Source organism: Oculatella sp. FACHB-28, assembly GCF_014696015.1.
Classification (GTDB): domain Bacteria; phylum Cyanobacteriota; class Cyanobacteriia; order Elainellales; family Elainellaceae; genus JAAUTN01.
This window is the reverse complement of record NZ_JACJPJ010000101.1, coordinates 131210-152117: the sequence shown is the minus strand read 5'-3', so window position 1 is coordinate 152117 and position 20908 is coordinate 131210. Positions and strand designations below refer to the sequence as shown.

Annotated in this window: 22 protein-coding genes; 8 read left to right on the top strand and 14 right to left on the bottom strand. The window is 48.9% G+C overall.

The window, feature by feature from the left end; genetic code table 11:
* The first annotated feature begins 71 nt into the window (after positions 1 to 71).
* Positions 72 to 557: an MAPEG family protein gene (locus H6F88_RS30060; protein WP_347277763.1), complete on the top strand. Its 486-nt coding sequence runs from the start codon at positions 72 to 74 to the stop codon at positions 555 to 557.
* 83 nt (positions 558 to 640) lie between these two features.
* On the opposite strand, the gene H6F88_RS30055 is transcribed toward H6F88_RS30060, so the two are convergent.
* On the bottom strand, positions 641 to 1261 hold the full coding sequence (locus H6F88_RS30055; protein WP_190646495.1) for an FMN-dependent NADH-azoreductase: 621 nt from the start codon (positions 1259 to 1261) through the stop codon (positions 641 to 643).
* Positions 1262 to 1422: 161 nt separating this feature from the next.
* Between H6F88_RS30055 and H6F88_RS30050 the strand changes: the two genes are divergently transcribed.
* Entirely contained in the window at positions 1423 to 1638 is a 216-nt protein-coding gene (locus H6F88_RS30050) for a hypothetical protein (RefSeq protein ID WP_190646494.1), read from the top strand.
* 112 nt (positions 1639 to 1750) lie between these two features.
* Positions 1751 to 3907, top strand: coding sequence for a polyphosphate kinase 1 (gene ppk1, locus H6F88_RS30045; RefSeq protein ID WP_190646493.1), 2157 nt, complete (start codon positions 1751 to 1753; stop codon positions 3905 to 3907).
* 280 nt (positions 3908 to 4187) lie between these two features.
* Here the strand turns inward: ppk1 and H6F88_RS30040 are convergent, their stop codons facing one another.
* From H6F88_RS30040 to H6F88_RS30030, 3 genes are all read right to left on the bottom strand, one after another.
* Positions 4188 to 5369 carry a citrate synthase gene (locus H6F88_RS30040; protein ID WP_190646492.1) on the bottom strand — a complete coding sequence of 394 codons (1182 nt, stop codon included), beginning with the start codon at positions 5367 to 5369 and terminating at the stop codon, positions 4188 to 4190.
* A 315-nt stretch (positions 5370 to 5684) separates the two neighbouring features.
* Positions 5685 to 6260: a hypothetical protein gene (locus tag H6F88_RS30035; RefSeq protein ID WP_190646491.1), complete on the bottom strand. Its 576-nt coding sequence runs from the start codon at positions 6258 to 6260 to the stop codon at positions 5685 to 5687.
* A 218-nt stretch (positions 6261 to 6478) separates the two neighbouring features.
* A complete protein-coding gene (locus tag H6F88_RS30030) occupies positions 6479 to 7459 on the bottom strand; it encodes an alpha/beta fold hydrolase (RefSeq protein WP_190646490.1) in 981 nt (326 codons plus the stop codon).
* A gap of 85 nt (positions 7460 to 7544) precedes the next feature.
* Here H6F88_RS30030 and H6F88_RS30025 point away from each other — a divergent pair, with 85 nt between their 5' ends.
* Positions 7545 to 9074 carry a hypothetical protein gene (locus H6F88_RS30025; RefSeq protein ID WP_190646489.1) on the top strand — a complete coding sequence of 510 codons (1530 nt, stop codon included), beginning with the start codon at positions 7545 to 7547 and terminating at the stop codon, positions 9072 to 9074.
* Positions 9075 to 9500: 426 nt separating this feature from the next.
* Here the strand turns inward: H6F88_RS30025 and H6F88_RS30020 are convergent, their stop codons facing one another.
* From H6F88_RS30020 to H6F88_RS30000, 5 genes are all read right to left on the bottom strand, one after another.
* The gene (locus H6F88_RS30020) at positions 9501 to 10169 is read right to left on the bottom strand and encodes a GvpL/GvpF family gas vesicle protein (RefSeq protein ID WP_190646488.1); all 669 of its coding nucleotides are present in this window, start codon (positions 10167 to 10169) and stop codon (positions 9501 to 9503) included.
* 79 nt (positions 10170 to 10248) lie between these two features.
* Positions 10249 to 11115 (bottom strand): glycosyl hydrolase 108 family protein, encoded by an 867-nt coding sequence (locus tag H6F88_RS30015; protein WP_190646487.1) that lies wholly within the window; start codon positions 11113 to 11115, stop codon positions 10249 to 10251.
* Between the two features lie 215 nt (positions 11116 to 11330).
* A complete protein-coding gene (gene argJ / locus H6F88_RS30010; protein WP_190646486.1) occupies positions 11331 to 12572 on the bottom strand; it encodes a bifunctional ornithine acetyltransferase/N-acetylglutamate synthase in 1242 nt (413 codons plus the stop codon).
* 95 nt (positions 12573 to 12667) lie between these two features.
* A complete protein-coding gene (locus tag H6F88_RS30005) occupies positions 12668 to 13087 on the bottom strand; it encodes a peptidylprolyl isomerase (RefSeq protein WP_190646485.1) in 420 nt (139 codons plus the stop codon).
* Between the two features lie 255 nt (positions 13088 to 13342).
* Positions 13343 to 13543, bottom strand: a complete 201-nt coding sequence (locus tag H6F88_RS30000) for a hypothetical protein (protein WP_190646484.1) — start codon at positions 13541 to 13543, stop codon at positions 13343 to 13345.
* 260 nt (positions 13544 to 13803) lie between these two features.
* On the opposite strand from H6F88_RS30000, the gene H6F88_RS29995 reads away from it, so the two are divergent.
* The 4 genes from H6F88_RS29995 (at position 13804) to H6F88_RS29980 (ending at position 17213) form a co-directional block, all read left to right on the top strand.
* Complete coding sequence (locus H6F88_RS29995) at positions 13804 to 14655, top strand: alpha/beta fold hydrolase (RefSeq protein WP_190646483.1); 852 nt, start codon at positions 13804 to 13806, stop codon at positions 14653 to 14655.
* Positions 14656 to 14906: 251 nt separating this feature from the next.
* A complete protein-coding gene (gene psbQ / locus H6F88_RS29990) occupies positions 14907 to 15398 on the top strand; it encodes a photosystem II protein PsbQ (RefSeq protein WP_190646482.1) in 492 nt (163 codons plus the stop codon).
* A complete protein-coding gene (locus tag H6F88_RS29985; RefSeq protein ID WP_190646481.1) occupies positions 15395 to 16483 on the top strand; it encodes an FAD-dependent oxidoreductase in 1089 nt (362 codons plus the stop codon). The genes psbQ and H6F88_RS29985 overlap by 4 nt, the downstream gene beginning before the upstream one ends.
* 16 nt (positions 16484 to 16499) lie before the next feature.
* Positions 16500 to 17213 carry a sulfite exporter TauE/SafE family protein gene (locus H6F88_RS29980; protein WP_190646480.1) on the top strand — a complete coding sequence of 238 codons (714 nt, stop codon included), beginning with the start codon at positions 16500 to 16502 and terminating at the stop codon, positions 17211 to 17213.
* A gap of 26 nt (positions 17214 to 17239) precedes the next feature.
* Here the strand turns inward: H6F88_RS29980 and H6F88_RS29975 are convergent, their stop codons facing one another.
* The 5 genes from H6F88_RS29975 to H6F88_RS29955 form a co-directional block, all read right to left on the bottom strand.
* A complete protein-coding gene (locus H6F88_RS29975) occupies positions 17240 to 17449 on the bottom strand; it encodes a hypothetical protein (protein WP_190646479.1) in 210 nt (69 codons plus the stop codon).
* Between the two features lie 213 nt (positions 17450 to 17662).
* Positions 17663 to 18511 (bottom strand): DUF4388 domain-containing protein, encoded by an 849-nt coding sequence (locus tag H6F88_RS29970; RefSeq protein ID WP_190646478.1) that lies wholly within the window; start codon positions 18509 to 18511, stop codon positions 17663 to 17665.
* 140 nt (positions 18512 to 18651) lie between these two features.
* Positions 18652 to 19191, bottom strand: a complete 540-nt coding sequence (locus tag H6F88_RS29965; RefSeq protein WP_190646477.1) for an ATP/GTP-binding protein — start codon at positions 19189 to 19191, stop codon at positions 18652 to 18654.
* A 49-nt stretch (positions 19192 to 19240) separates the two neighbouring features.
* Positions 19241 to 19612 (bottom strand): roadblock/LC7 domain-containing protein, encoded by a 372-nt coding sequence (locus H6F88_RS29960; protein WP_190646476.1) that lies wholly within the window; start codon positions 19610 to 19612, stop codon positions 19241 to 19243.
* A gap of 86 nt (positions 19613 to 19698) precedes the next feature.
* Complete coding sequence (locus H6F88_RS29955) at positions 19699 to 20253, bottom strand: protoglobin domain-containing protein (RefSeq protein ID WP_190646475.1); 555 nt, start codon at positions 20251 to 20253, stop codon at positions 19699 to 19701.
* Between the last annotated feature and the right edge of the window lie 655 nt (positions 20254 to 20908).

Sequence of the window (20908 nt, the reverse complement as noted above, 5' to 3'; positions counted from 1 at the left end):
TGCTCGCTTGCCTTGTTCTCGCAGACGAATTGCTTGTTGGCGCAAGTAGTCTTGGGTAGTGGGATTGAGTAATCGAGCGTCTGGCTTATTCATACTCCGATTCTACCGATTTTACCTCTCGTCCTGTAGGCTCTTCGATTGCCGGGTTAATAACACTTATCGTGTGGGTGTATATGTACATCCGTCGCATTCATTTTATTGGCCGCATTAAAACCAACTTCAATCAGCTTGCTGTACCGGGCAAATTAGCGCAAATCTCACCAGCAGCCGTATCTAACCCATCAGATAACCTAAAAAACCTATTTGAAATACCAGTCCTTTTCTATGCGATCGCGCTATACCTTTTCGTCACTAATCAGGTTGATGCTGTGTATGTGAACGCTGCATGGATTTTTGTTATCTTTCGCGCACTACACAGCGTTGTTCATTGCACGTTCAATCGGGTTATGTTGCGATTTTATCTCTACCTATTTGCCACGCTTGCGGTGTGGTTTATCACGATCCGGGCAGCCATTGCTCACTTTGGCTTAACAGATACGCTGATGTCATGTTTTTGAGAGCGATAGATACAGTTCGTACTCACAAAAACATGACCCTGTATTGCCGTTGGAGATTTTTAGTTTAGAGACTGGCTGTAAAATTACCAGTTAGATACAGCAGCTTTTAGTGCAGATTGGGCGTTAGCGATCGCTTGCTTACGTCCCTCTTCTCCCCCCATCAAATTATCTGCATGAATGAATTGCAAATCGGTGATGCCCATGAATCCCAAAATGAGTTGCAAATATGGGGTTTGCATATCGTAGGAATGAGCAGGGCTACCTTCTGGATAACTCCCTCCCTGAGCTGCAACAACCAGTGCTTTCTTGCCATGAACCAGTCCCTTATAGCCATTCTCATCAACCGCAAAGGTACGACCCACCCGTACGATTTGGTCAATGTAGGCTTTGAAACTAGCTGAAATGCTGAAGTTATACATCGGCAAGGCAAAGACAAAACGATCAGCAGCCAAAAATTCATCTACCAACTCATCTGAGATCCGAATTGCCTCAGCTTGTTCAGGTGTATGTTGTTCAGGAGATGAATAAGCCGCAGCAATCCAGGGTTCCGTCACCAAGGGAACAGGGTTATGTCCCAAATCTCGATAGGTCACCGTATCGTCTGGGTGAGTCGCCTTCCAATCGTTAACGAACTCTTTAGAAAGGGTGCGTGAGATTGAGCGATCGCCACGAGGACTTACATCAATGTGAAGGATATGTGCCATAAACAACCTAACAAATTGGACTTAAACTGCAAAGCAGAAGCAAACTCAGTAAACTAAATAGGTAGTACCCATCTTGCTTATAGTAATTTGTTGATGGCGATCGCTAAGTTTCTCCCGACACATTGCGTCAGTAATAAGAAAACATTCCGAAAAAAGATTGAATGAACAGCGAAGAATTAGCTCGTTACTTGGAAGCAACGGACAGCACATTTAAGCCTTGGCTGCTCGCTCAGCTTCGTCTTAAGAAACTAGAGGAACGACGGGCTGATATTTCGCCTGAAGAATACGCTAGTGAACTAGCCGACATTCATCAGAGCGTCATGAACTTGGGCGAATGGTGGCACGGTAGAGAAGACGAGATGTTTAACCAGCGGTAACAAGCTTTACCAATTTAGGATTAGCTGATTTGTCATTAACGTCTGGCTGACGACTGACTACTCTGATTTAGGTGAATGGTAGGCTGTCATCAATAGACCGATGTGCAACGCTATGCCTAAACTCAAAAAGACCCCATCACCTGTAGATCTGAGTGACCCACAGTACTATTTCAACCGTGAGTTGAGCTGGCTAGAGTTCAACAATCGGGTGCTACACGAAGCCTTTGACCCCAGAACGCCATTGCTAGAACGGCTGAAATTTATGGCGATCTTTGGCAGCAATCTAGACGAGTACTTCATGGTGCGGGTTGCTGCCTTAAAAGAACAGGTCGAAGCGAACGTGAGCAAACTTCCTCCAGACGGACGCACGCCTCAAGAGCAGCTTGACCTGATTAGCCTGCGCCTGCGACCCATGGTGACTCAGCAGCATCGTCACTTTGAGCAGGCGTTGCGTCCTCAGCTTGCAGCAGAAGGCATTTACCTGCTGGACTACATGGAATTAACCCAGGAACAGCGCCTTTACATGCAGCGCTTTTTTGAGGAGCAAATTTTTCCGGTTTTGACTCCATTAGCAGTTGATCCAGGGCATCCCTTTCCCTACATTTCTAATCTCAGCCTCAACTTGGCAGTGGTAGTAAAAGATTCAGAAACGCAGGAAGAACACTTTGCCAGAGTCAAAGTGCCTAATGTGTTGCCTCGATTTGTCTCTTTGCCATCTGATCTACAACTGCACCAAAAGGGGCGACCCGCCTTGTGGACGGGTGTTGCTCTGGAGCAGGTGATTGCTCACAACCTGGAGTTTCTCTTTCCAGGAATGAATATCCAGGAGTACTATCCATTTCGCATCACCCGTAACGCCGACCTGGATGTAGAGGAGGATGAAGCAGATGATTTGCTCCAGGCGATCGAGCAAGAGCTGCGACGGCAGCGATTAGGTGGATCGGTCGTGAGAATGGAGATTCAGGCTTCCACACCCGAATCAGTGAGAGAAACACTGATGCGTGAAATGGGTCTAGTCGAGAACGATGTCTACAATATCGAGGGGTTGCTGGGCATGAAGGACTTGATGTCTTTCATGAAGCTATCTGCTCCTAAACTCAAAGATGACCCTTGGATACCCGTAGTTCCACCTCGGCTGCGCCGAATCAGTGAGACAGATGCCGATGGCAGTTCCGTGGACATCGAAGATGGAGAAGATTTTTTCTCAGTGCTGCGTCGGGGCGATTTACTCGTTCACCATCCTTACTATTCTTTTCCAGCAACGGTGCAGCGGTTCATCACGCAGGCTGCTCACGACCCGAACGTGCTAACTATCAAGATGACGCTTTATCGCACGTCAGGTGACTCGCCAATAGTCAAGGCGCTGATTAGCGCGGCTGAGAATGGTAAGCAGGTCGCTGTGTTGGTTGAGCTAAAGGCGCGTTTTGATGAAGAAAACAATATCAACTGGGCACGGAAGCTAGAAAAAGCAGGCGTTCACGTTGTGTATGGGTTAGTAGGACTCAAAACTCACACCAAGGTCGTTTTGGTCGTGCGGCAGGAGGAAGAGCGGATTCGTCGCTATGTTCACATTGGCACGGGCAATTACAATCCCAAAACGGCTCGCATCTATACAGATATGGGGCTACTCAGCTGTCGAGAGGAATTGGGTGCTGATCTGACCGACTTGTTCAACTATTTAACAGGATATTCGCGGCAGCAGTCTTACCGAAAGCTGCTGGTTGCACCAGTGAATTTGCGCGATCGCTTCCTGACGCTGATCCAGCGTGAAGCTGACCATGCCAAGAATGGACATCAGGGACGCATTGTTGCCAAGACGAACGCCCTGGTTGACTCAAAACTAATTGCCGCTCTGTATGAAGCATCCCGGGCAGGTGTAAAAATTGATCTGATCGTGAGGGGAATTTGCTGTTTGCGTCCCGGTGTAGAAGGCATAAGCGAAAATATTCGCGTGATCAGCATTGTCGGTCGTTTCCTCGAACACTCGCGAATTTTCTACTTTCACAATCAGGGCAACGAAGAAGTTTTTATTGGCAGTGCAGACTGGATGCCGCGAAATCTAGATCGACGAGTAGAGGCAGTTGTCTCTATCGAAGATCCTGACCTCTCTAAAGATTTGCAGGAAATTTTAGGGGTCATGCTAGCAGACAACCGCCACGCCTGGGAATTACAACCTGATGGGCACTACAGTCAACGACGACCACAGTCAGGGGGAGAACAAAGTTCGCAAGACATTTTTATGGAAATGGCGGTTCAGTCCATTAGCTAAACGAGGGAAAGCTTCTACACTGCGCCAATTCTTCCCCAAGGAGGATTTAAGGGAACTGTAATAACTCTCTGTATAAACACTGAGTTAAGTGAGGGGTGAAGCCCCTTAGTCGCGTTGGTTCAGAGAAAAAGCTGAGTGAGATTTAAAATAATAAAAACCCTCAAACTGGGGTGTCCGAGGGCTGGAGTTCCTGAAAATCGTCACTGAAGGCATTCTTGCAACCCTCGGTAAAATCCACAAGAGGGGCGTGACCCACCATACAGGGTGGCAGGGTCAAAAGCTATTCCGCAATCAGGCTGGCTAAGAGTGCGCGATCGTGAGTCGATTGACGTTGCTCAATCGGAACGTAGGATGCATTTCGAGCACCAGTATAGATTTGAGTGGGGCGGAAGATGCGGTTTTCAGCTAGCTGCTCCTTCCAGTGAGCGAGCCAACCTGAGACACGGGCGATCGCAAACACAGGCGTAAACAAGTCCGTTGGAATGCCTAACTTGCGGTACACCAAGCCCGAATAGAAGTCCACATTCGGGTAAATGCCCTTGTGCCCTAGTCTTTCCTCCACAGCCGTTTCTAGCTCAACTGCGATGTCGTAGTAGTCATCTCGCCCAAATTTCTCAAAAAGCTGCTCTGCCAGGTTTTGCAAAATAATGGCGCGAGGGTCTTTAACCTTGTACACCCGATGCCCGAATCCCATAATTTTGGCTTTGCGCTGCAAACAACCGTCTAGATAAGGGCGCACATTTTCTACTGAGCCAATTTCTTCAAGCATTGTGATCACTTCTTCGTTTGCGCCGCCGTGCAGTGGGCCGGCCAGCGTCCCCACTGCCGAGGCGATAACGGCATAGGGGTCAGTCAGCGTTGAAGCGGTCACCATTGCCGAAAAAGTCGAAGCGTTGATGGTGTGTTCGGCGTGCAGGGTCAGACACACATCAAAAATGTGTGCCGCCAACTCGTCAGGTTCTTGCTCGTTGAGCATGTACAAGAAGTTGGCAGAATAATCTAAATCATCGCGGGGCTGCACAGGGTCATTTCCCTTCCGCATTAGTTGGAAGGCTGCCACCATTGTCGGAATTTTAGCTAGCAGCCGTACCACAGCCGCCCGGATGTAAGCCGGATCATCCAAAGCGCGGCGGGAGTAGAATAGCCCCAATGCTGCTGCACAAGCTTGCAGCGCGTCCATCGGATGACCGCTCTCAGGAAAGCACTTCATCATGTCGCGAATGCGATACTTGAGTCGCCGATGGTAGCGGATCTCATGCTCGAATTCTGCTAGCTCATCTTTGGTAGGCAACCCACCCCAGATCAACAAATAGGAAGTTTCTAAAAAATTGCTTGACTTTGCCAGTTCATCAATGTTGATGCCCCGGTATTCCAGGATGCCTTTCTGCCCATCGACGTAGCTGATACTCGATTGAGTGGCAGGAATTCCCTCCAAGCCGGGTTTATATTCACAAAAAGTCATAACTCACCGTTGCTCAACCTATATGTAATTAGAATACGCAACAGACTGACACACTCCCGCTGTCGGTTCTGTTATTCCAGAGCAATCTGCTGTGGATAGCTTTCGGGCTTCGTTCAGGCTCATGGCTGACTCAGTGAAGCCTGTTTGTATCCCGTCGTATCCCGTCTTTATAGATTAGCGGTTGCGTGTGCAAGTGTGGATCTAAATTAGACATCCTGCGATGGTAGCGCGGTTCTGCCAGCTACCATTCACCCTTGAAACAGTGATTGTCACAGGAGTCTTAGTGAGCGGTGAGAGTTGGCGATCGCCCCAACTTCAAAAGGTGGAAGCAGGTGGCACGTACATTCCAGGATTGCCCGTAACATTTGGCGCTCCCGGTGTCGCATTTGGCATTCCTGGTGCTGCACTGGGTATGGACGGAGCCACGTTGGGTACTGCACTGGGCACGGACGGCACCGGAGCAGCAGGAGCCGGAGCCACCGGAGCAGACTGAATCATTGGCGATTGAGGTGTAACCTGAATACCGCTGCTCGGTGGCGGGATCACAGGCTCACCCGTAGAAAATGGAATCGTTGAATTGGGGCTTGAGTTTGGAGCTGGGGTTGCCGGAGTCACCCCAAAAGAACCGTAGGGAGAAGGGTTTGCGTCACTCGTCGTGGGTGCAGTTGGGATCGGGTTGTAAGCATCAGGAGCAGGGGAAGTTACGTCAGCCCCGCTATCGGGCACTGGAGGCGGGTCAACGGGAGGAATTTCTAGCGGTGGCGGTGAGACTGGCTCAAAGTCGGGTTCGTCTGCTTGACTGCAACTGCTCAAGCCTACCGCCAGCAAAGAGACTGCCAGCGCTAACAACACAGTGCGAGGGCGGGATTTGTAGGATTTTTTTAACATCATCTTCCGACTTAACCGATATAGGTTGACTGTTGTAGACCTGGAAGACTGCCCCTAAATAGTCGAGTTCGTAGATATGCAAATCTAAGGCGAATACCTCACCTGTCTGGACAAACGAGTTGCCGAACCCTTGCGTTACATTTTATTTAATTTTTTCTACTTAATCTCTTAGTTTTTTAATGATCTGGTAAAGATTTGAAGGATCTTCCCACCTCACACCGTCAATCTGCCTTGAGCGTAACCAGCGTGATTAGATCAGGTGACACCCTTTGACTCAGACGAAGTTCCGCAACAGCGGCATCGAACGATCGCCCCTGAGTGATGCGATCGCTAATTTCCTTTACCTCACTCCATGTCAGATCGCTTTCAATGAAAGCTTTGGCAACGGCAATCAGTAGGTCCACACACTCGTTGCCTTCAGCCTCGGTCATCATCGTATGGGGAATGTCAAATTCTTTGTCAAAGCAGTGATACCAGGACTTTGGATGGAGTTTGCGAATAGATTCAAACAATATCCGCAAGTCTTTATTGCTAACTGCTGCATCGCTACCGCTTGACACAATGAGCGATCGTGCAGTGGGGTGCGTTTCAACGCGATCGAAGATTTCCTGCCCCATTTCCAAAAAGACGCGCAGGGCTGGCATTCGGAATCCGGGGTAGCCAAAGTGAGCCGTTCCTGGTTCGCTTTTCCACTCAAAGTAGATGTTGAGAGCACGAATCACCCAGTCCAGCACAACGTTGCTGTTGCGAAGGTAAGGGGCAAACAGCAAGGTTTGATCGACCCGTTCAGGATGTTCTAGCGCTAGCCAAATCGCCAGGGTTGCCCCACCTGACAGTCCACCCAAAACCACCTCTTGCCCCAAATCTTGAACCCAGTGCAGCCAATCTTGCCCAAACTGCTGATAGATTTGCCGATCTTCCGGCAGGGGTGGCGGAGAGTCACTGTCCCACTTTCCAGCTACGCCATGCCCTGGCAGCAAAGGAATCAAGACGTTGTAGCCTGCCTCAAAAAAAGTTTTGCCAATTGGGACAAACTGAGCAGGTGCAGCCGTAAACCCATGAAAGAATAAAAATACCTTGTCCGTCGGGTTAGGGTGAAGCAAAAATCGAGAACGACAGTTTTCATCCATCAAAGACAAGTCATCCTCGGCTGCTGCAACCGCCTGTACCAATGTCGCTGTTAAAGTGGAGTAATCGGGCATCTTCCTATATTGGTCGGGCGATGATTACAGTAGCGTTTCTAGTTCAACCTAAGCAATTCGCTCAAGTTAAACAATCCTCCTTTAGATGACTGATTCCACGGCTCGTCCTAAGCTTTTACAACCACTTGACCGAACTGCACTGGTTTTGATGCTGGTGCTGGGTTTGGCGATCGCCTTGCTGGTTCTCAAAGGCGATCGCACTGCCCCCCATGTGCGCGACTTTAGCTGGCAAAATGCTCACGTTGGGGCAGAAGACACCGCTTTTCTGCTGACCTTCAGCCGCCCGATGGATCGCACCAGTGTGGAAGAAAATTTGCGCCTGGAGCCACCGCTCCCTGGGAAATTTAGCTGGTCGGGTCGGCGAATGGCCTACACGCTCGAAAAACCTGCGCCTTACGGCACTCAGTTTGAAGTACGGCTCCAGGGTGCCCGCGATCGCTTTGACAACTCAGACGACGAGCGAACGGCTATTGAGCCATTTCTAGGGAAATTTCAGACCCGCGATCGCGCTTTTGTGTATCTGGGCGTGGAGGGCGAACAAGAGGGACGATTGGTGATGTACAACCTGACGCATCAGCAAGAGCAGGTGTTAACGCCAGAAAGCCTCGTGGTAATGGATTTTGAGCCGTATCCCGATGGCGATCGCATTCTCTTTTCCGCGACCGATCGCACTGCCCAGCAGCAAGGCAGCCTTGACCAGCGCATCTACACTGTCACCACTGGAATTCAGGTGCGATCGCCGGACAGCCTGGGGGGACAAGACCCTGCTTCAACTTCCACTGAGCCGCAGTCCGCTGGTGTAATTCAACAGTTGTTAGACAGCCAGGATTATCAGAACCTCAAATTTGACCTTTCCCCCGATGGTCAAACTGTGATTGTGCAGCGTGTCAGCCGAGAAAACCCTGGAGCCGATTTTGGGCTATGGATTTTGCAGCCCAACGCTGAACCCCGGCCGCTAGAGACTGAGCCAGGAGGCGACTTTTTGATCGCCCCAGACAGCAGTTCTGTGGCAATCGCTCAGGGACAAGGCATGGCCATTCTGCCGCTGGACGACCAGGCAGACCCGCTCGACTTTTTGCCCCAGTTTGGCATGGTGATGAGCTTTAGCCGAGATGGCACCGCTGCCGCAATGGTGCGGTTTAATGTAGAACCCCAAAACCCAACGCGATCACTTTTCCTGGTGACAAATCAGGGCACTGAGGAAGAGTTGTTTCGTACAAACGGCTCAATCCTCTCAGCCGAATTTGACCCTGCTAAGCGAGTCCTTTACTGTCTGATGACAGAGCTACTGCCCACCGAGGCTTACCTGGAGCAACCCTACTTAATTGCGGTAGACCTGGAAACAAAGCAGCGAACTAATTTACTGCTGTTGCCCATTCAGCGCGACATTCAAATGAGCCTTGCACCTGATGGGCTAGGCGTCTTGTTTGACCAGGTTATCGCTGAAACGGAGGAAGGGGCTGAACCAGGAATGCTTCGCAGTCAGGAAGGCAAAGCGATCGCCTCCAGCAAACTCTGGTTTCTTCCTGTTGTCCTTGCAGCAGATGGCACTCCTGCACCAGTCGAGGCACAGCCTTTGCCGCTGGCAGGGTTAAGACCACACTGGTTGCCCTAGATCAACTGAAATTTTTGAGTGAAAGCGCGGCGTTGCTGCGCTTTCGTTTTATGCGGAATCCGTTTCTTAAAAAAGCACGATTTGGTGTAGGGGGCGAAGCATTCGGTTACAATCCTTGCAATTGAAGCACAATTCTTTTGCCGAATGCTTCGCCCCTACCTATACCGCTACTCTATAGACAAATTTGGTATTAATTAACGTGAGTTCGGGTTAAGCTAAACGCTGCAAGGTTTGGTATAAAAGGCTTTAGGCAAAGGGTATTGCTGTAGGCTCTTCTCAATAAGGTTGTTTATTGAGAAAAATTGCATCTGTGGACCTTGCTGACAATAGCTTGATTCACTGCAACGAAATGAGGTACGAAAAATCAGGGGTTCTGACGATTTCTTATCCCGAACTCACGTTAATTAGTCTTTATTAGTCTTTCGGCTATACGAAATGATAAGGTGGCAGGGCTTCTCCCAGACTCAACTGCCAGTGAGGACACTGAGACTGCCAACTCGGTAAGCTCTGGTGAGGCGTGAAGCTAGCCAAAAAACTTGCCAAGAGATAAATTCGCTCCACTCCATCCTTGGGTTCAGACCGGACTAAATCAGGGTAATGCTGGGCGATCGCCTGCATCAACTGTTCCAATTCGCTTTGCTGCTGCTGCTGTTGCTCTGCCTGACTTTGATAGCGCTGCTTTTTCGCCAGAAAATAATCTTTCCCCTTTAGATCGGATTCAATGGAAGGTTGCGATCGCTCCACAGGCGTTAACTTCAACACATACTCGGCCTTGCCCTGTAATTTAGCTAGCTTTTGCAAATATTCAGAGTTTCGAGTTGCTAAATGCTCCAACAACCCTTCACGAGAAACAAAATAAGTACCAAACCGCAAAGGCAAAACAACGGTCTGACGAAATAATTCTTGGATTACTCGATCATGTACCAAAACAGCTTGCATCAGCTGTTCATCACTGTTTTGCAGTTGCTCAACCTGAAGCTTAGGCTCTACCACAGCCGACAAATATGCCCCATTGACTAGAGCAAGGTCGCCCAAAATACCCTCCGGCAGCTCCGGCGGCATCTCAGAACGAGGAAGAAAAGCGTAGGTGTACATCCCCAAAAACCTGTTGCCTTTCTTTCAGTAAAGCAGGAATCGGTGTTGCTGACTGGCAGTTGATTTCGAGATGAAACAATTAAGTCATATTTGAGATATATCTCAAGAGATCATTGTCTCGATTGAGCCAACCCTGCAGAAAAACTCGCTGGCTTGGATCTTGGCTGACTCGGCGGTAACGGTAATCAATTCTTGCCTGACAATAGCGTCTGGCAGTCGTTGCCGTGTTGCCCCGTGACAAAGCGTTTCTGGTGGCTGGACCAAAGGAACCATCCACCCCGATCCCTAAGGTTTCTTGAAGAAACTCCGTTGCGCCACCCACGCCAAAGTTAATTGCCGTATCCAAATGCACGATTGCCAAGGGACGTACCATTAGCTCACACTGAGCAGGTTTCCAGTACATATCCCGATAGATTTCATGGACTTCAGCATCCGTAATGTGTCGAACGCTCTGAGCCCCAAGTCCTTTGCGTCTGCGATAAGACTGATAGGTCGCTGTTGTCACGCCTTTATTCGTTTCTCCCCCATAGTCAGACGGATTATTTACATACCCACCTTCCCAGCGCAGTGAAAAGCGTAGCCCTTCACTAAAGATATTGCCTGTTTGTGGAGCAGGTGTAGGCGTGGGGGCAGGACGGGACGGGGTAGGAGTAGGGGAAGGACGCGGGGGCGCAGGTGTAGGGGTGGGAGTGGATACCTGTACTCCTACGGAACTGACGATGAAATAAGCCGCTTTGGGCGAAAGCTCATCTGCTCGAAACCCATAATAATCGGCAAAAGATCGGTAGGCTGAACCCGTTTGTGCTCCCCAGATGCCGTCAGCACTTCCGGCTGAAAAACCCATTTTGTTGAGCGACAGTTGGAGAGACTGAACAAGAGCACGGTCTTGTTGAACGCTGTTGATCGGGTAAGTTGCTTGTCCCCTGGCGATCGCTTGTAGATCCATATTTGAAAAGAAAGTTAGCTAAAAGGCGAGAAATAGCTTTAGTGTACCGAGACAAAACCTGCCTTCTACCTTAAGTAGAGCTTCCGCAATACTTTGTAGAAAATTAACGCATGTTCAGGGCTGTGCCTGTTACTCTTCGCTTATTTTCTACCGAAAGATAGTTGTTGCCCATCACCCATTCAGGTCTGTTGCCCATCACCTAACTTGGTTCAAGTTCAGGTTGTATATTCAGCGTTGATTTTGACGTAGTCGTAGCTAAGATCGCAGCCCCAAGCTACTCCCGATCCGTGCCCAGGCCCTACACTAACTGAAATTAGAACTGTATCTGTCTTTAAGTATTCCCCTGCTGCTGCCTGTTTCAGGTAAGCGCTAGCAGCAGCGCGATCAAATTCGAGCGGTTGACCATGCTCCATAAGTAAGAAGTTACCTAGCCGCACCTTCAGATCATCCTGCTCGAACGGAACACCCGCCCGTCCAGCAGCAGCAGCAATTCTGCCCCAGTTGGGATCGCGTCCAAAAATGGCAGATTTGACTAGCGAAGAACCGCAAATCGTTCGAGCAATTTGGCGAGCAGACTGATCATCGCTTGCCCCCTCAACCCGCACTTCAACCAAACAGGTCGCTCCTTCCCCATCACGGGCGATCGCCTTCGCCAAATGCACACACACCTCAGTCAGCATTGCTTCTAGCTTTTCGGCATCCGCCCCCATTTCGGTAATTGCAGGGGTACGAGATTGCCCGTTCGCTAATGCCAGCAGCGTATCGTTGGTGCTGGTATCACCATCTACGGTGATCTGGTTAAAACTTTTGTCAGCAGCGCGGCTGAGCATGTCTTGCCACAAAGGAGGGGCGATCGCTGCATCACAGGTAACAAACGCCAACAGCGTCGCCATGTTGGGGTGAATCATCCCAGACCCTTTACAGATGCCGCCAATGCGGACGGGGCGATCGCCCAACATCGTCTCTAAAGCAATGGTCTTTGGCACCAAATCGGTAGTCATGATCGCTTTAGCAGCCTGATCTGATCCGTCCTCTGAAGCCGTTGCCACCAGCTTAGGAACGCCTGCCCGTAGCCCATCCATCTTAATTCGCTGACCAATCACCCCCGTTGAAGCAATCAGCACCGCTTCCGGTGCGATCCCCAATGCCTCAGCTAACAGTTGAGCACTTTCCTGAGCATCAGACCAGCCCTGCGCTCCCGTTGCTGCATTTGCCTGACCCGCATTACAGAGAATGGCACGAGCGCTGCCCTTGGTCTGGAGGCGATGACGGCAATAATCGACACAAGCTGCTCTGACCTGACTGGTGGTGAATACTCCGGCGGCGATCGCCTCCACATCCGACAAGATCAGCGCTAAATCCGCCGCGCCAGACGGCTTCAGCCCAGCCGCAATTCCCGCCGCCCGAAAGCCTTTCGGAGCCGTCACCCCCCCCGAAATTTCATGCCAATCAGCCATCGCTAGTCTCCCTGTTAGTTAGGCGTTGCTGGATGGAGAGGGATTTTTGCAGTTAGAAAACTAGTTTTCTAACTGCAAAAATCCCTCTCCTAAACTTATTTCTCGATCTTGAGCGACAAAATCTTGTCGCCTTTACGAATCGCATTTACAACATCCATGTCCTCAGTTTGTCCAAAAGTGGTGTGAACTCCATCGAGGTGAGGCTGAGGCGAGTGGCAAATAAAGAATTGACTGCCGCCCGTATCTCGTCCTGCATGAGCCATCGACAACGTTCCGGCTAAATGCTTATTTTGATTGATTTCGCATTTAATTTTGTATCCGGGGCCGCCTGTCCCGGTTCCCTGAGGGCACCCCCCCTGAACCATAAAGTTGGGAATGACGCGATGGAATGTCAGTCCGTCATAAAACCCTTTTTCTGCCAGGTCAACAAAATTTTGAACTGTGTTGGGCGCATCCTGGTCGAACAGGTTGAGATGGATAGTGCCCTTGTCAGTTTCCATAATTGCGCGAGTCATAGTTTCTCCTGTATCTACTAAGGATGTTCGGGAATCGAAAATTCAACTCACACGATAAACGTGCAGCCTAGTTTACGTCAGTCTGCGGTTTAGGAGCTAGGGAGGTTTGCAGTTTGACACAGCGAGGTCAACTCTGCTCAACCCTTACTCAATAAACTTGGGCGCAGAAGCAATGCTCCTACGCCCAAACTCACTCATTTTAAATTAATTAAACTGAAACGATACCTAACCTAACTGACCTAGCGTCTAACAGCCTCAGCTAAAGGAAGCATGGCTGCGATCATAGTTGGCTCGGAATGTGGGATGAGGTTGCCCTTGAATGTGGTTCCAATATTCAGCTGATTCAGGCGGTAGGCCCACTTCAGCCGCCGTCCGTCCAAGCATAGACTGTTGACGCTGCTTGACCAGATGATGGTGGCGCATCATTAAGGCACGAGCTCGATCTTGTGCAGTCATATAAAAACCTCTGTAATTTAGTATCTAAAAATTCTGTACATGAGAACTATAACACAATTTTCTGTAACAAAGACTACAAAATGTATGTTATGTCAAAAAATCAATACTTTCAGGCATTGCTAATCAAAGCTACAAATCTGATGAGGCACTTTGCGTAACGCTCCTCCTGGTTTGCTTGATCAAAGCCCCCCTCAGCAGTAAGCTCAGACAACACCTGAAACGAGATTCTCAGGTTAAATAGTCTGGGTTAGTTAAAGCAAATGGCGGAGACGACAGAGAATCGAATTGAAGCAGGAAACCTGGAGTGGTTTTACCGTGCATCTGACCCTGTAAATTCAACCAAACAGGTTCCTGTTGTGCTGCTGCATGGATTGCCCTCGCAGAGCTATGGTTGGCGACACATTTTACCGGCTCTGGCAGATTATGGGTTTCAGGCGATCGCCCCTGACTGGATTGGCTTTGGCTTGTCTGCCAAGCCCGACAGGCGCAAATTTGCCTACACTTCTGATACCTACATCGAAGCACTGGGAGAATTCTTCAAGGCTTTAGAAATTGAGCGATTTTCTCTTGTCGTTCAAGGATTTTTAGGATCTGTTGGTTTGCAATATGCACTGCGCCATCCTGACCAGATTGAGCGATTGGCGATTTTGAATGCTCCTATCACAACTACCGCCAAACTACCCTGGAAAATCAAGCAATTGGGACTGCCTTTAGCAGGTGAAATGCTGACTCAAGATCCGCTCCTGGTCGATCGAACTCTAGAAGGCGGTGGCGGCTATCGAGTTGAGGATGAAGACCTGGATGTTTATCGCCGTCCGTTCTTGAAAAGCTCTGATGCGGGGCGATCACTCTTCGCTGTCGTCCAAAACCTCAAACTTCAGCAAGCAACAGCCGAAATTCAGTCCGGTTTCTCCAACTGGAAGCAGCCTACCTTGCTTGCCTGGGGCATCAAAGACCCCTGGTTGCCATTAAGCATTGCCGAAGCCTTTACAAAAATCGTTCCCTCTGCCGACCTGGTACAACTTGAAGAAGTGGGACACTATCCCCAAGAAGATTGGCATGAAAAAGTGAGTGAAGTATTGCTCCCCTTCCTACGAAGGCAGGTTGTTTAGAGGCACAACTTCTTCTCAATCTGCTGTGATATGGGCGTGTTGTCTATTCAAATTAAGTAGGCATCTTGCTGCTCACAGGGGGTAGTTTGGAGGGTAGTTTAGGCTCGTAAGTTCATCAATGATTGCTAACCTCTGACTTCTGAGCTATAAACTATTCATTATTTTGAGATATATTTCTTCACAAAGGCAGCAAGCTATCGACTTACAAAAGAATGGTGGCTTGGTTGTTTAATGTTAAAAATTAGGAAGCTATGATACGTTACCGATCTATTCTGGCTTTTGTTTTGGCAGGCATTGCCGCTTTCCTCGTCAGTTGCAGCAGTCCCGCAACAACAGCAGCGCCGACCTACACCGAGGCTCAACTTGCTCAGATTGAGCGATATTCTGCTGACGTGCAGGAGTTGCGCGATCGCCTCTTGGAAATTCCACCCCTGGTTCAGGCTCAACGCTGGCGAGATGTTGAAACCTTCATCCACGGACCCTTGGGTGAGTTGCGTTTCAGAATGGGTAATCTAGCCCGTAGCTTAGATCCCAAAGTGCAGCCAGAAGCTCGTGCTGCAGCCCAGGAAGTGTTTGAACACCTGATCGCGATCGACGAAGCAGCCAAAGCGCGAGATAACCGCAAAGCTTTGAGTAATTACAACGGGGCACTGGCAGATTTTGAGACTTTTCTGAAGCTTGTTCCAGCGTCTGAGCAGCCCGTAGCCTTTGTGCCATCGGCTTTTGTTAACACAGTTCAATGACCCATGTTGTAGTAGTTGGCTGTGGAGTCGTGGGGGCGGCGATCGCCTATGAGCTAAGCCAAATTCCCGATCTGTCTATCACCGTGTTAGATCGTCAGCCCCCGGCTCAAGCCGCTACAGGTGCAGCATTGGGCGTCCTCATGGGTGCGATCAGCCAAAAAGTTAAGGGAAATGCCTGGAGAATGCGTCAGTTCAGCATTCAGCGCTATGAGACGCTGATTCCTGAACTGGAGGCGATCGCCCAACAACCTATTCCTTACAATCGGCAGGGCATTTTGATGCTCTGCTTTGATGTCGAAGCCTTGCCCCGGTGGCAGCAATTAGCTGAAACCCGCCAAACGCAAGGTTGGCAACTAGAAATTTGGGATAGAGAAGAACTCCGTCGCTGTCCCCAAATTAATCCAGAGAAAGTACTAGCAGCGATTTATTCTCCCCAGGATCGGCAGGTTGATCCCACTGCACTAACGTTAGCCTTGGTCAAGGCGGCACAGACGAAGGGCGTTACCTTTCACTTTGACGCTCAAGTGCTGGGATTGAAATCTACGGCAGATGACTCACAAACTTGTCAACAGGTTCAGACAACAGCAGGAAATTTCTCCGCCGACTGGGTTGTGATTGCGGCTGGGTTAGGCTCAACGCTGCTTACCCAAGCTGGGATTCAACCCGTTGATATTCGACCCGTTTTAGGACAGGCTTTACAGTTGCAGCTAGAGAATCCGCTGGGCGATCGCAACTTTCAACCCGTGATTACAGGCGATGACATTCACCTCGTGCCGCTCGGCAACGAACAGTATTGGGTTGGCGCAACGGTTGAATTTCCTAATAATGCGGGGGAAGTTAGTGCTGATTCTGCCCAACTGGATGTGGTGTTAGAGGGGGCGATCGCCCTCTGTCCGGCTTTAGCTCAAGCCAAAATTCTCAAAACCTGGTCGGGGTTACGTCCTCGTCCATACGGTCGTCCTGCACCAATCATCGAACCGCTACCAGAATACACTAACGTTCTACTTGCGACAGGGCACTATCGCAATGGCGTGTTGCTTGCTCCCGCAACGGCTCAAGCAGTTTGTGATTTATTAGCAAAGTGAGAGCATTTTTACTAAAATGCTCTCACTCTTAACTATTGCTAGCATCCTCTTTCTTGCAACATTTACTCGGTCTGCAATTGGTTTTGGCGATGCGCTGATTGCAATGCCTTTTCTGATTCTTCTGGTTGGACTAAAAACTGCAACACCGCTCGTCGCTCTGATGGGTTCAACTATCTCGCTAGTTCTTCTGATCAATGAATGGCGCACATTAGATTTACGCCGACTGTGGCAGCTCATTCTTTCGACATTTCTCGGCATTCCGTTTGGCTTAGTCCTGCTACGTTTTGCTTCAGAGGACTTGGCTAAATCGCTATTAGGAATTCTGTTAATTCTCTATGGGCTCTACCAACTACTGGGATTATCTCTACCTCAGACACGCCATCCAGCATTAGCAGTTATTTTTGGCTTTATTGCAGGAGCATTTGGCAGTGCATACAACACGAGTGGAGCAATCATCGTCATTTACGGAACCTTGCAAAGATGGGAACCCGATTATTTTCGAATCAATCTGCAAGGCTACTTCCTGTTAACGAACTGGGTTATTGTTGCAAGTCATGGATTAGCAGGACTATGGACATCGCAAGTTTTGCAACTTTATGCTTACTCTCTTCCGGCTATTTTGGTAGGTGCTTGGGCAGGTGAAATAATTAGCAAAAAAATTCCGAAAGCAATATTTAGTCAGCTAGTATATGTTTTACTAATTTTGCTTGGAATTCTATTTATCACTTAAGACGACGTGATGTTTAGCAACACTCATTAATACTCTAATCGCTTCAATAAAAAATACAAATCAATCATCGGAATTGCGGGCACCAATACAGCCAGCAGGACATTAAAACTTAAAACTTGCACGAGCACAAAGTAAAAACTGATCCAAAGGCTGACTGTTAAACCAACTGGCGAAGCTAAGAACTCCAGAAATTCCAAAATGGCTAACAGCAATCCCATCATTGTTTCTCCTCTCATGGGCTTATCCAGGGGTGATAAATGCTTAACACGGATCAGTAGACAAGTTTATAGGGCACTACAGATTTTCTTCAGCTTAAGAAGTAAGGAGTGTAACTTACTCACTGTCAGCATGAATTAAGTAATACCTATTCTTCAGTCTTCCGCATTACCTTCTTGGGTACTCTTTGGGGTGCTGAAGTTAATTTTGCTAGAAATCAGTCAGTTTCAGCGCTAAACCTTGCCTCTGAGGAATCCGACCAGGTTTTGTAGAAAGGATTGGCTCACAGCAGATGCCTCTGTGGGAGCGACGCTGAGTTCTGCAGGTTCTGTCTCCGGGGTAAGCGAGATAGGTTCTGCGATCAGCGGAATTTCTTCTGCCAGAGCAGACACAACTAATCGGAAGGCAACTTGCTGAATCTTCTCGACCGGCAGCCGGAGCTGACTGGCGATCGCACTTAGCGAGACAGAGCCACTCGTAAATTCCCAAACCTGCCATTCCACCTGATTTAGCCGCAGTTGAGGTTTGCCGTCAATAATGCTGATCAAAGCTGAAGTAGAGTCAGGTAGTTTATCTGCTAATGCTGACCAGTCTTTCAGTGCCCGCAAGCCTGCCAGTGTTACCTCAGTTGCAGGAGCGCTCAGTCCAGTCATCTCTGCTGCGGGCAAAGGAACTTTGGGGTCAAACTGAAACCAACCGTCCCCCAACTCAAACAACGCGCAAACCTGACGCATGACTTGAGAATAAAACAGCAGCTTTAGCTGTTCAGCCGTCAACGCCCCCTGAGCTTTGAGGCAAAGCCCCATTGGGGTGCCAATTGTGCAAGTTTGGGACAACCGAGAGGCGGCGCGATCGCCTAACCATCCCCGCTGTCCAATCATCGTCACTAATCCTTGCTGATTGAGGGAGCTAGCCGCCGCCACAATTCGCCCCTGGTTAAACCAGATGTAGTGATTTTTCTGTCCTTCTACACCAGAACCAGTCAAGGCACAAATGTTTAACAAACCTGTCTTACATCCCTGCTCCAAAAATTGAAACATTTCTGCAAGAGAAAACTCTGCCAGGTATCCGGTAATTGCCATACTGCCTGCTTACCTCTCAATAAGCCCTAAAAATTGTCAGAATCGTGAACCAATCTATTCATGCCTAACCGTTTAACAGTCGGTGAGGGTGGGTCGTACCCACCCTACTCCTGCTGATATGACTGCTAAATTTGGCAAGGCTAAACCAAGCAACCTTGCATCGAATGCTGTACCAGCGCAATCACAGCTTCAGCAACCGAGGCAGATTGGTTAGGGTTCACCGTGATGATGGGAGGGCATCTGTTTGCATCTAAATATCCCAAAGCAATGGCAATATTTTCTGCATCCCATGCTCCTGGACAGTCTGTGTGGGTAAGACCAATGATCATAGGAACTTGCGATCGCTGCTTCATGAACCCCAGGATGCGGCGGGCTGACCGAAACTCGTGAGGTCGGTGAGCCGCCACCAGCAGGATGTAGGCGTGGGCCTTGCGGATTAGAATGTCCCACATGAAGTCAAAGCGGGACTGCCCTGGTGTTCCGTAAAGATGCAGCGCCATTTCCGGCCCAAACTGTAATCGCCCAAAGTCGAAGGCAACGGTTGTCCTTTTCTTTAGCATTAAAGTTTCGTCCGTAGCTCGACGGTCAGTGTCAACAACCTCGATCTCGCTGACCGAACGAATGAAGGTAGACTTTCCGGCCCCCACAGGTCCGGTTACTACCAGGCGCATGATTTCCATTAAGCCTCACTCGGTAGAAGGGTGAACGGGAAAATGAACCGAGAGACCATTACATCAGAACCAGCTTTAGCTCTGTCAGGGCGCGCTTGATTTCAAGCATCAGCAAACCTTGCTTAGCAGACTGATTTGCCAACACCAAGAAAACTGCATCTTCACCGCAACTCGTTAGAACGCCATAGCCCTGGTTGCCCTCTACGTAAATGCGATCAATCGTGCCTCTAGCCAACTCATTACCAATGCGTTCGCCCAGAGACAACATCGCAGCAGACATTGCCGATACGCGTTCTTCGTCCATTGCTCCGGGCAGGCTGGTTGCTAGGGGCAAACCATCCGGTGTAACCACTGCTGCGCCCTGAACGTCATTGGTAGAAGTGACAAAATTTTGCAGAATGCCGCTGAGTTTTTCAGTACTGATAGCCATGATGAAATCCTTTTCAATTCTTTGGTAGGTGGTCAGATTCAAACAGGTGAAATTAGCTAGGGAAGTCGGTTTTGGAACGGGCAAAACTACATTGCATGAGCACCCGTAGCAATGAGTCGCTTAAACAGCCCTTCAGTCCAGCCTGTTTCTTTGAGAACGGCAGCAGAGGAGACTTCGACGTAAGCCTGTTCGATAAATGCCAGGTCAATCATGCAAATACGACCGAGGGATTCTTGCACTGCATCAGACATTCCGTCTGCTACGCGCCGCTTACCGAATTCCTGAACAACGGTTGCCATTGCCGGAACAACGTGCTGAGGTCCAATGCCGATTTGAACGTGAACTAAGCCAATCCGCCAGCGGCGATCGGCATAAGCATTCCCCCACTCATCCATCCCTGTAAACATTTCGTGGAACCACTGCACAAAAGTTTCACGCAAACGATGAATTCTGCCTTCAGACGCATTCAGAATGGTCTCCATTTCTGGGTCACGACCCAAGTAGGCATAGAAATGGTCAGCCATCTCGGGTGCAACTTTCAGACCCCACTCTGAATTAGCTTGAAGCAGCGCCCTGTCTTCAGGGGTGAAGCCAATCCGAGTGGACATTTTGTTCATGAATGCATGTGGCTCTAAAGCCATAACGCTAAGCTCCTTAATCGAGGTGGAAGTGATGTCGTTCATCAGCATCTTTTTAGCAACTAGGACTTAGTAGGGGGACGGGGTGAATACCTACTTTTCGATTAATTCCAAAAAAGCGAAATTTATCAGCTCAATGCCTGATCTCACGTTCAAAAGTTAAGGAATTCTATTCTTTAAACGGTTTTGAGCAGAATCAAACTGTCAAACTTAGAGCTTAACCAGCTTTGAATTTACTTAAGCAATATAAACAACTATGGCTAAATGTTTAGCCCAGGTTTCCGGTTGATTGCGGAATTGCTGAAACGGTTGAAAGCAGAGGAATAGCAACAAATGCATTGTTTATTTATTTAGCTATCTTTAAGTTTCCAAAGGTTAAGCAGGATAAAGAATTTAATCCAGATGATAGTTTCTGAGATTTAGACGCAGTTTTCTGCCGAGATTCTTAAGGTGTCCCGCTAAATGACTTTGCTCAACTGTCAAAATTTGCCGCTCCGTATGTTCACGGACTTTCTCTACACATAAGTTTAAGTACGAGTGAGAAATTATTTTTTTGCTTAATTGCTATGTAGTCAATGAATTAAAAAATCGCTAAATAGCCGTATATCTACTACCTTGCCAAAGAATTATTCAAGCAAATTAAATGCCTAAGTGGTAC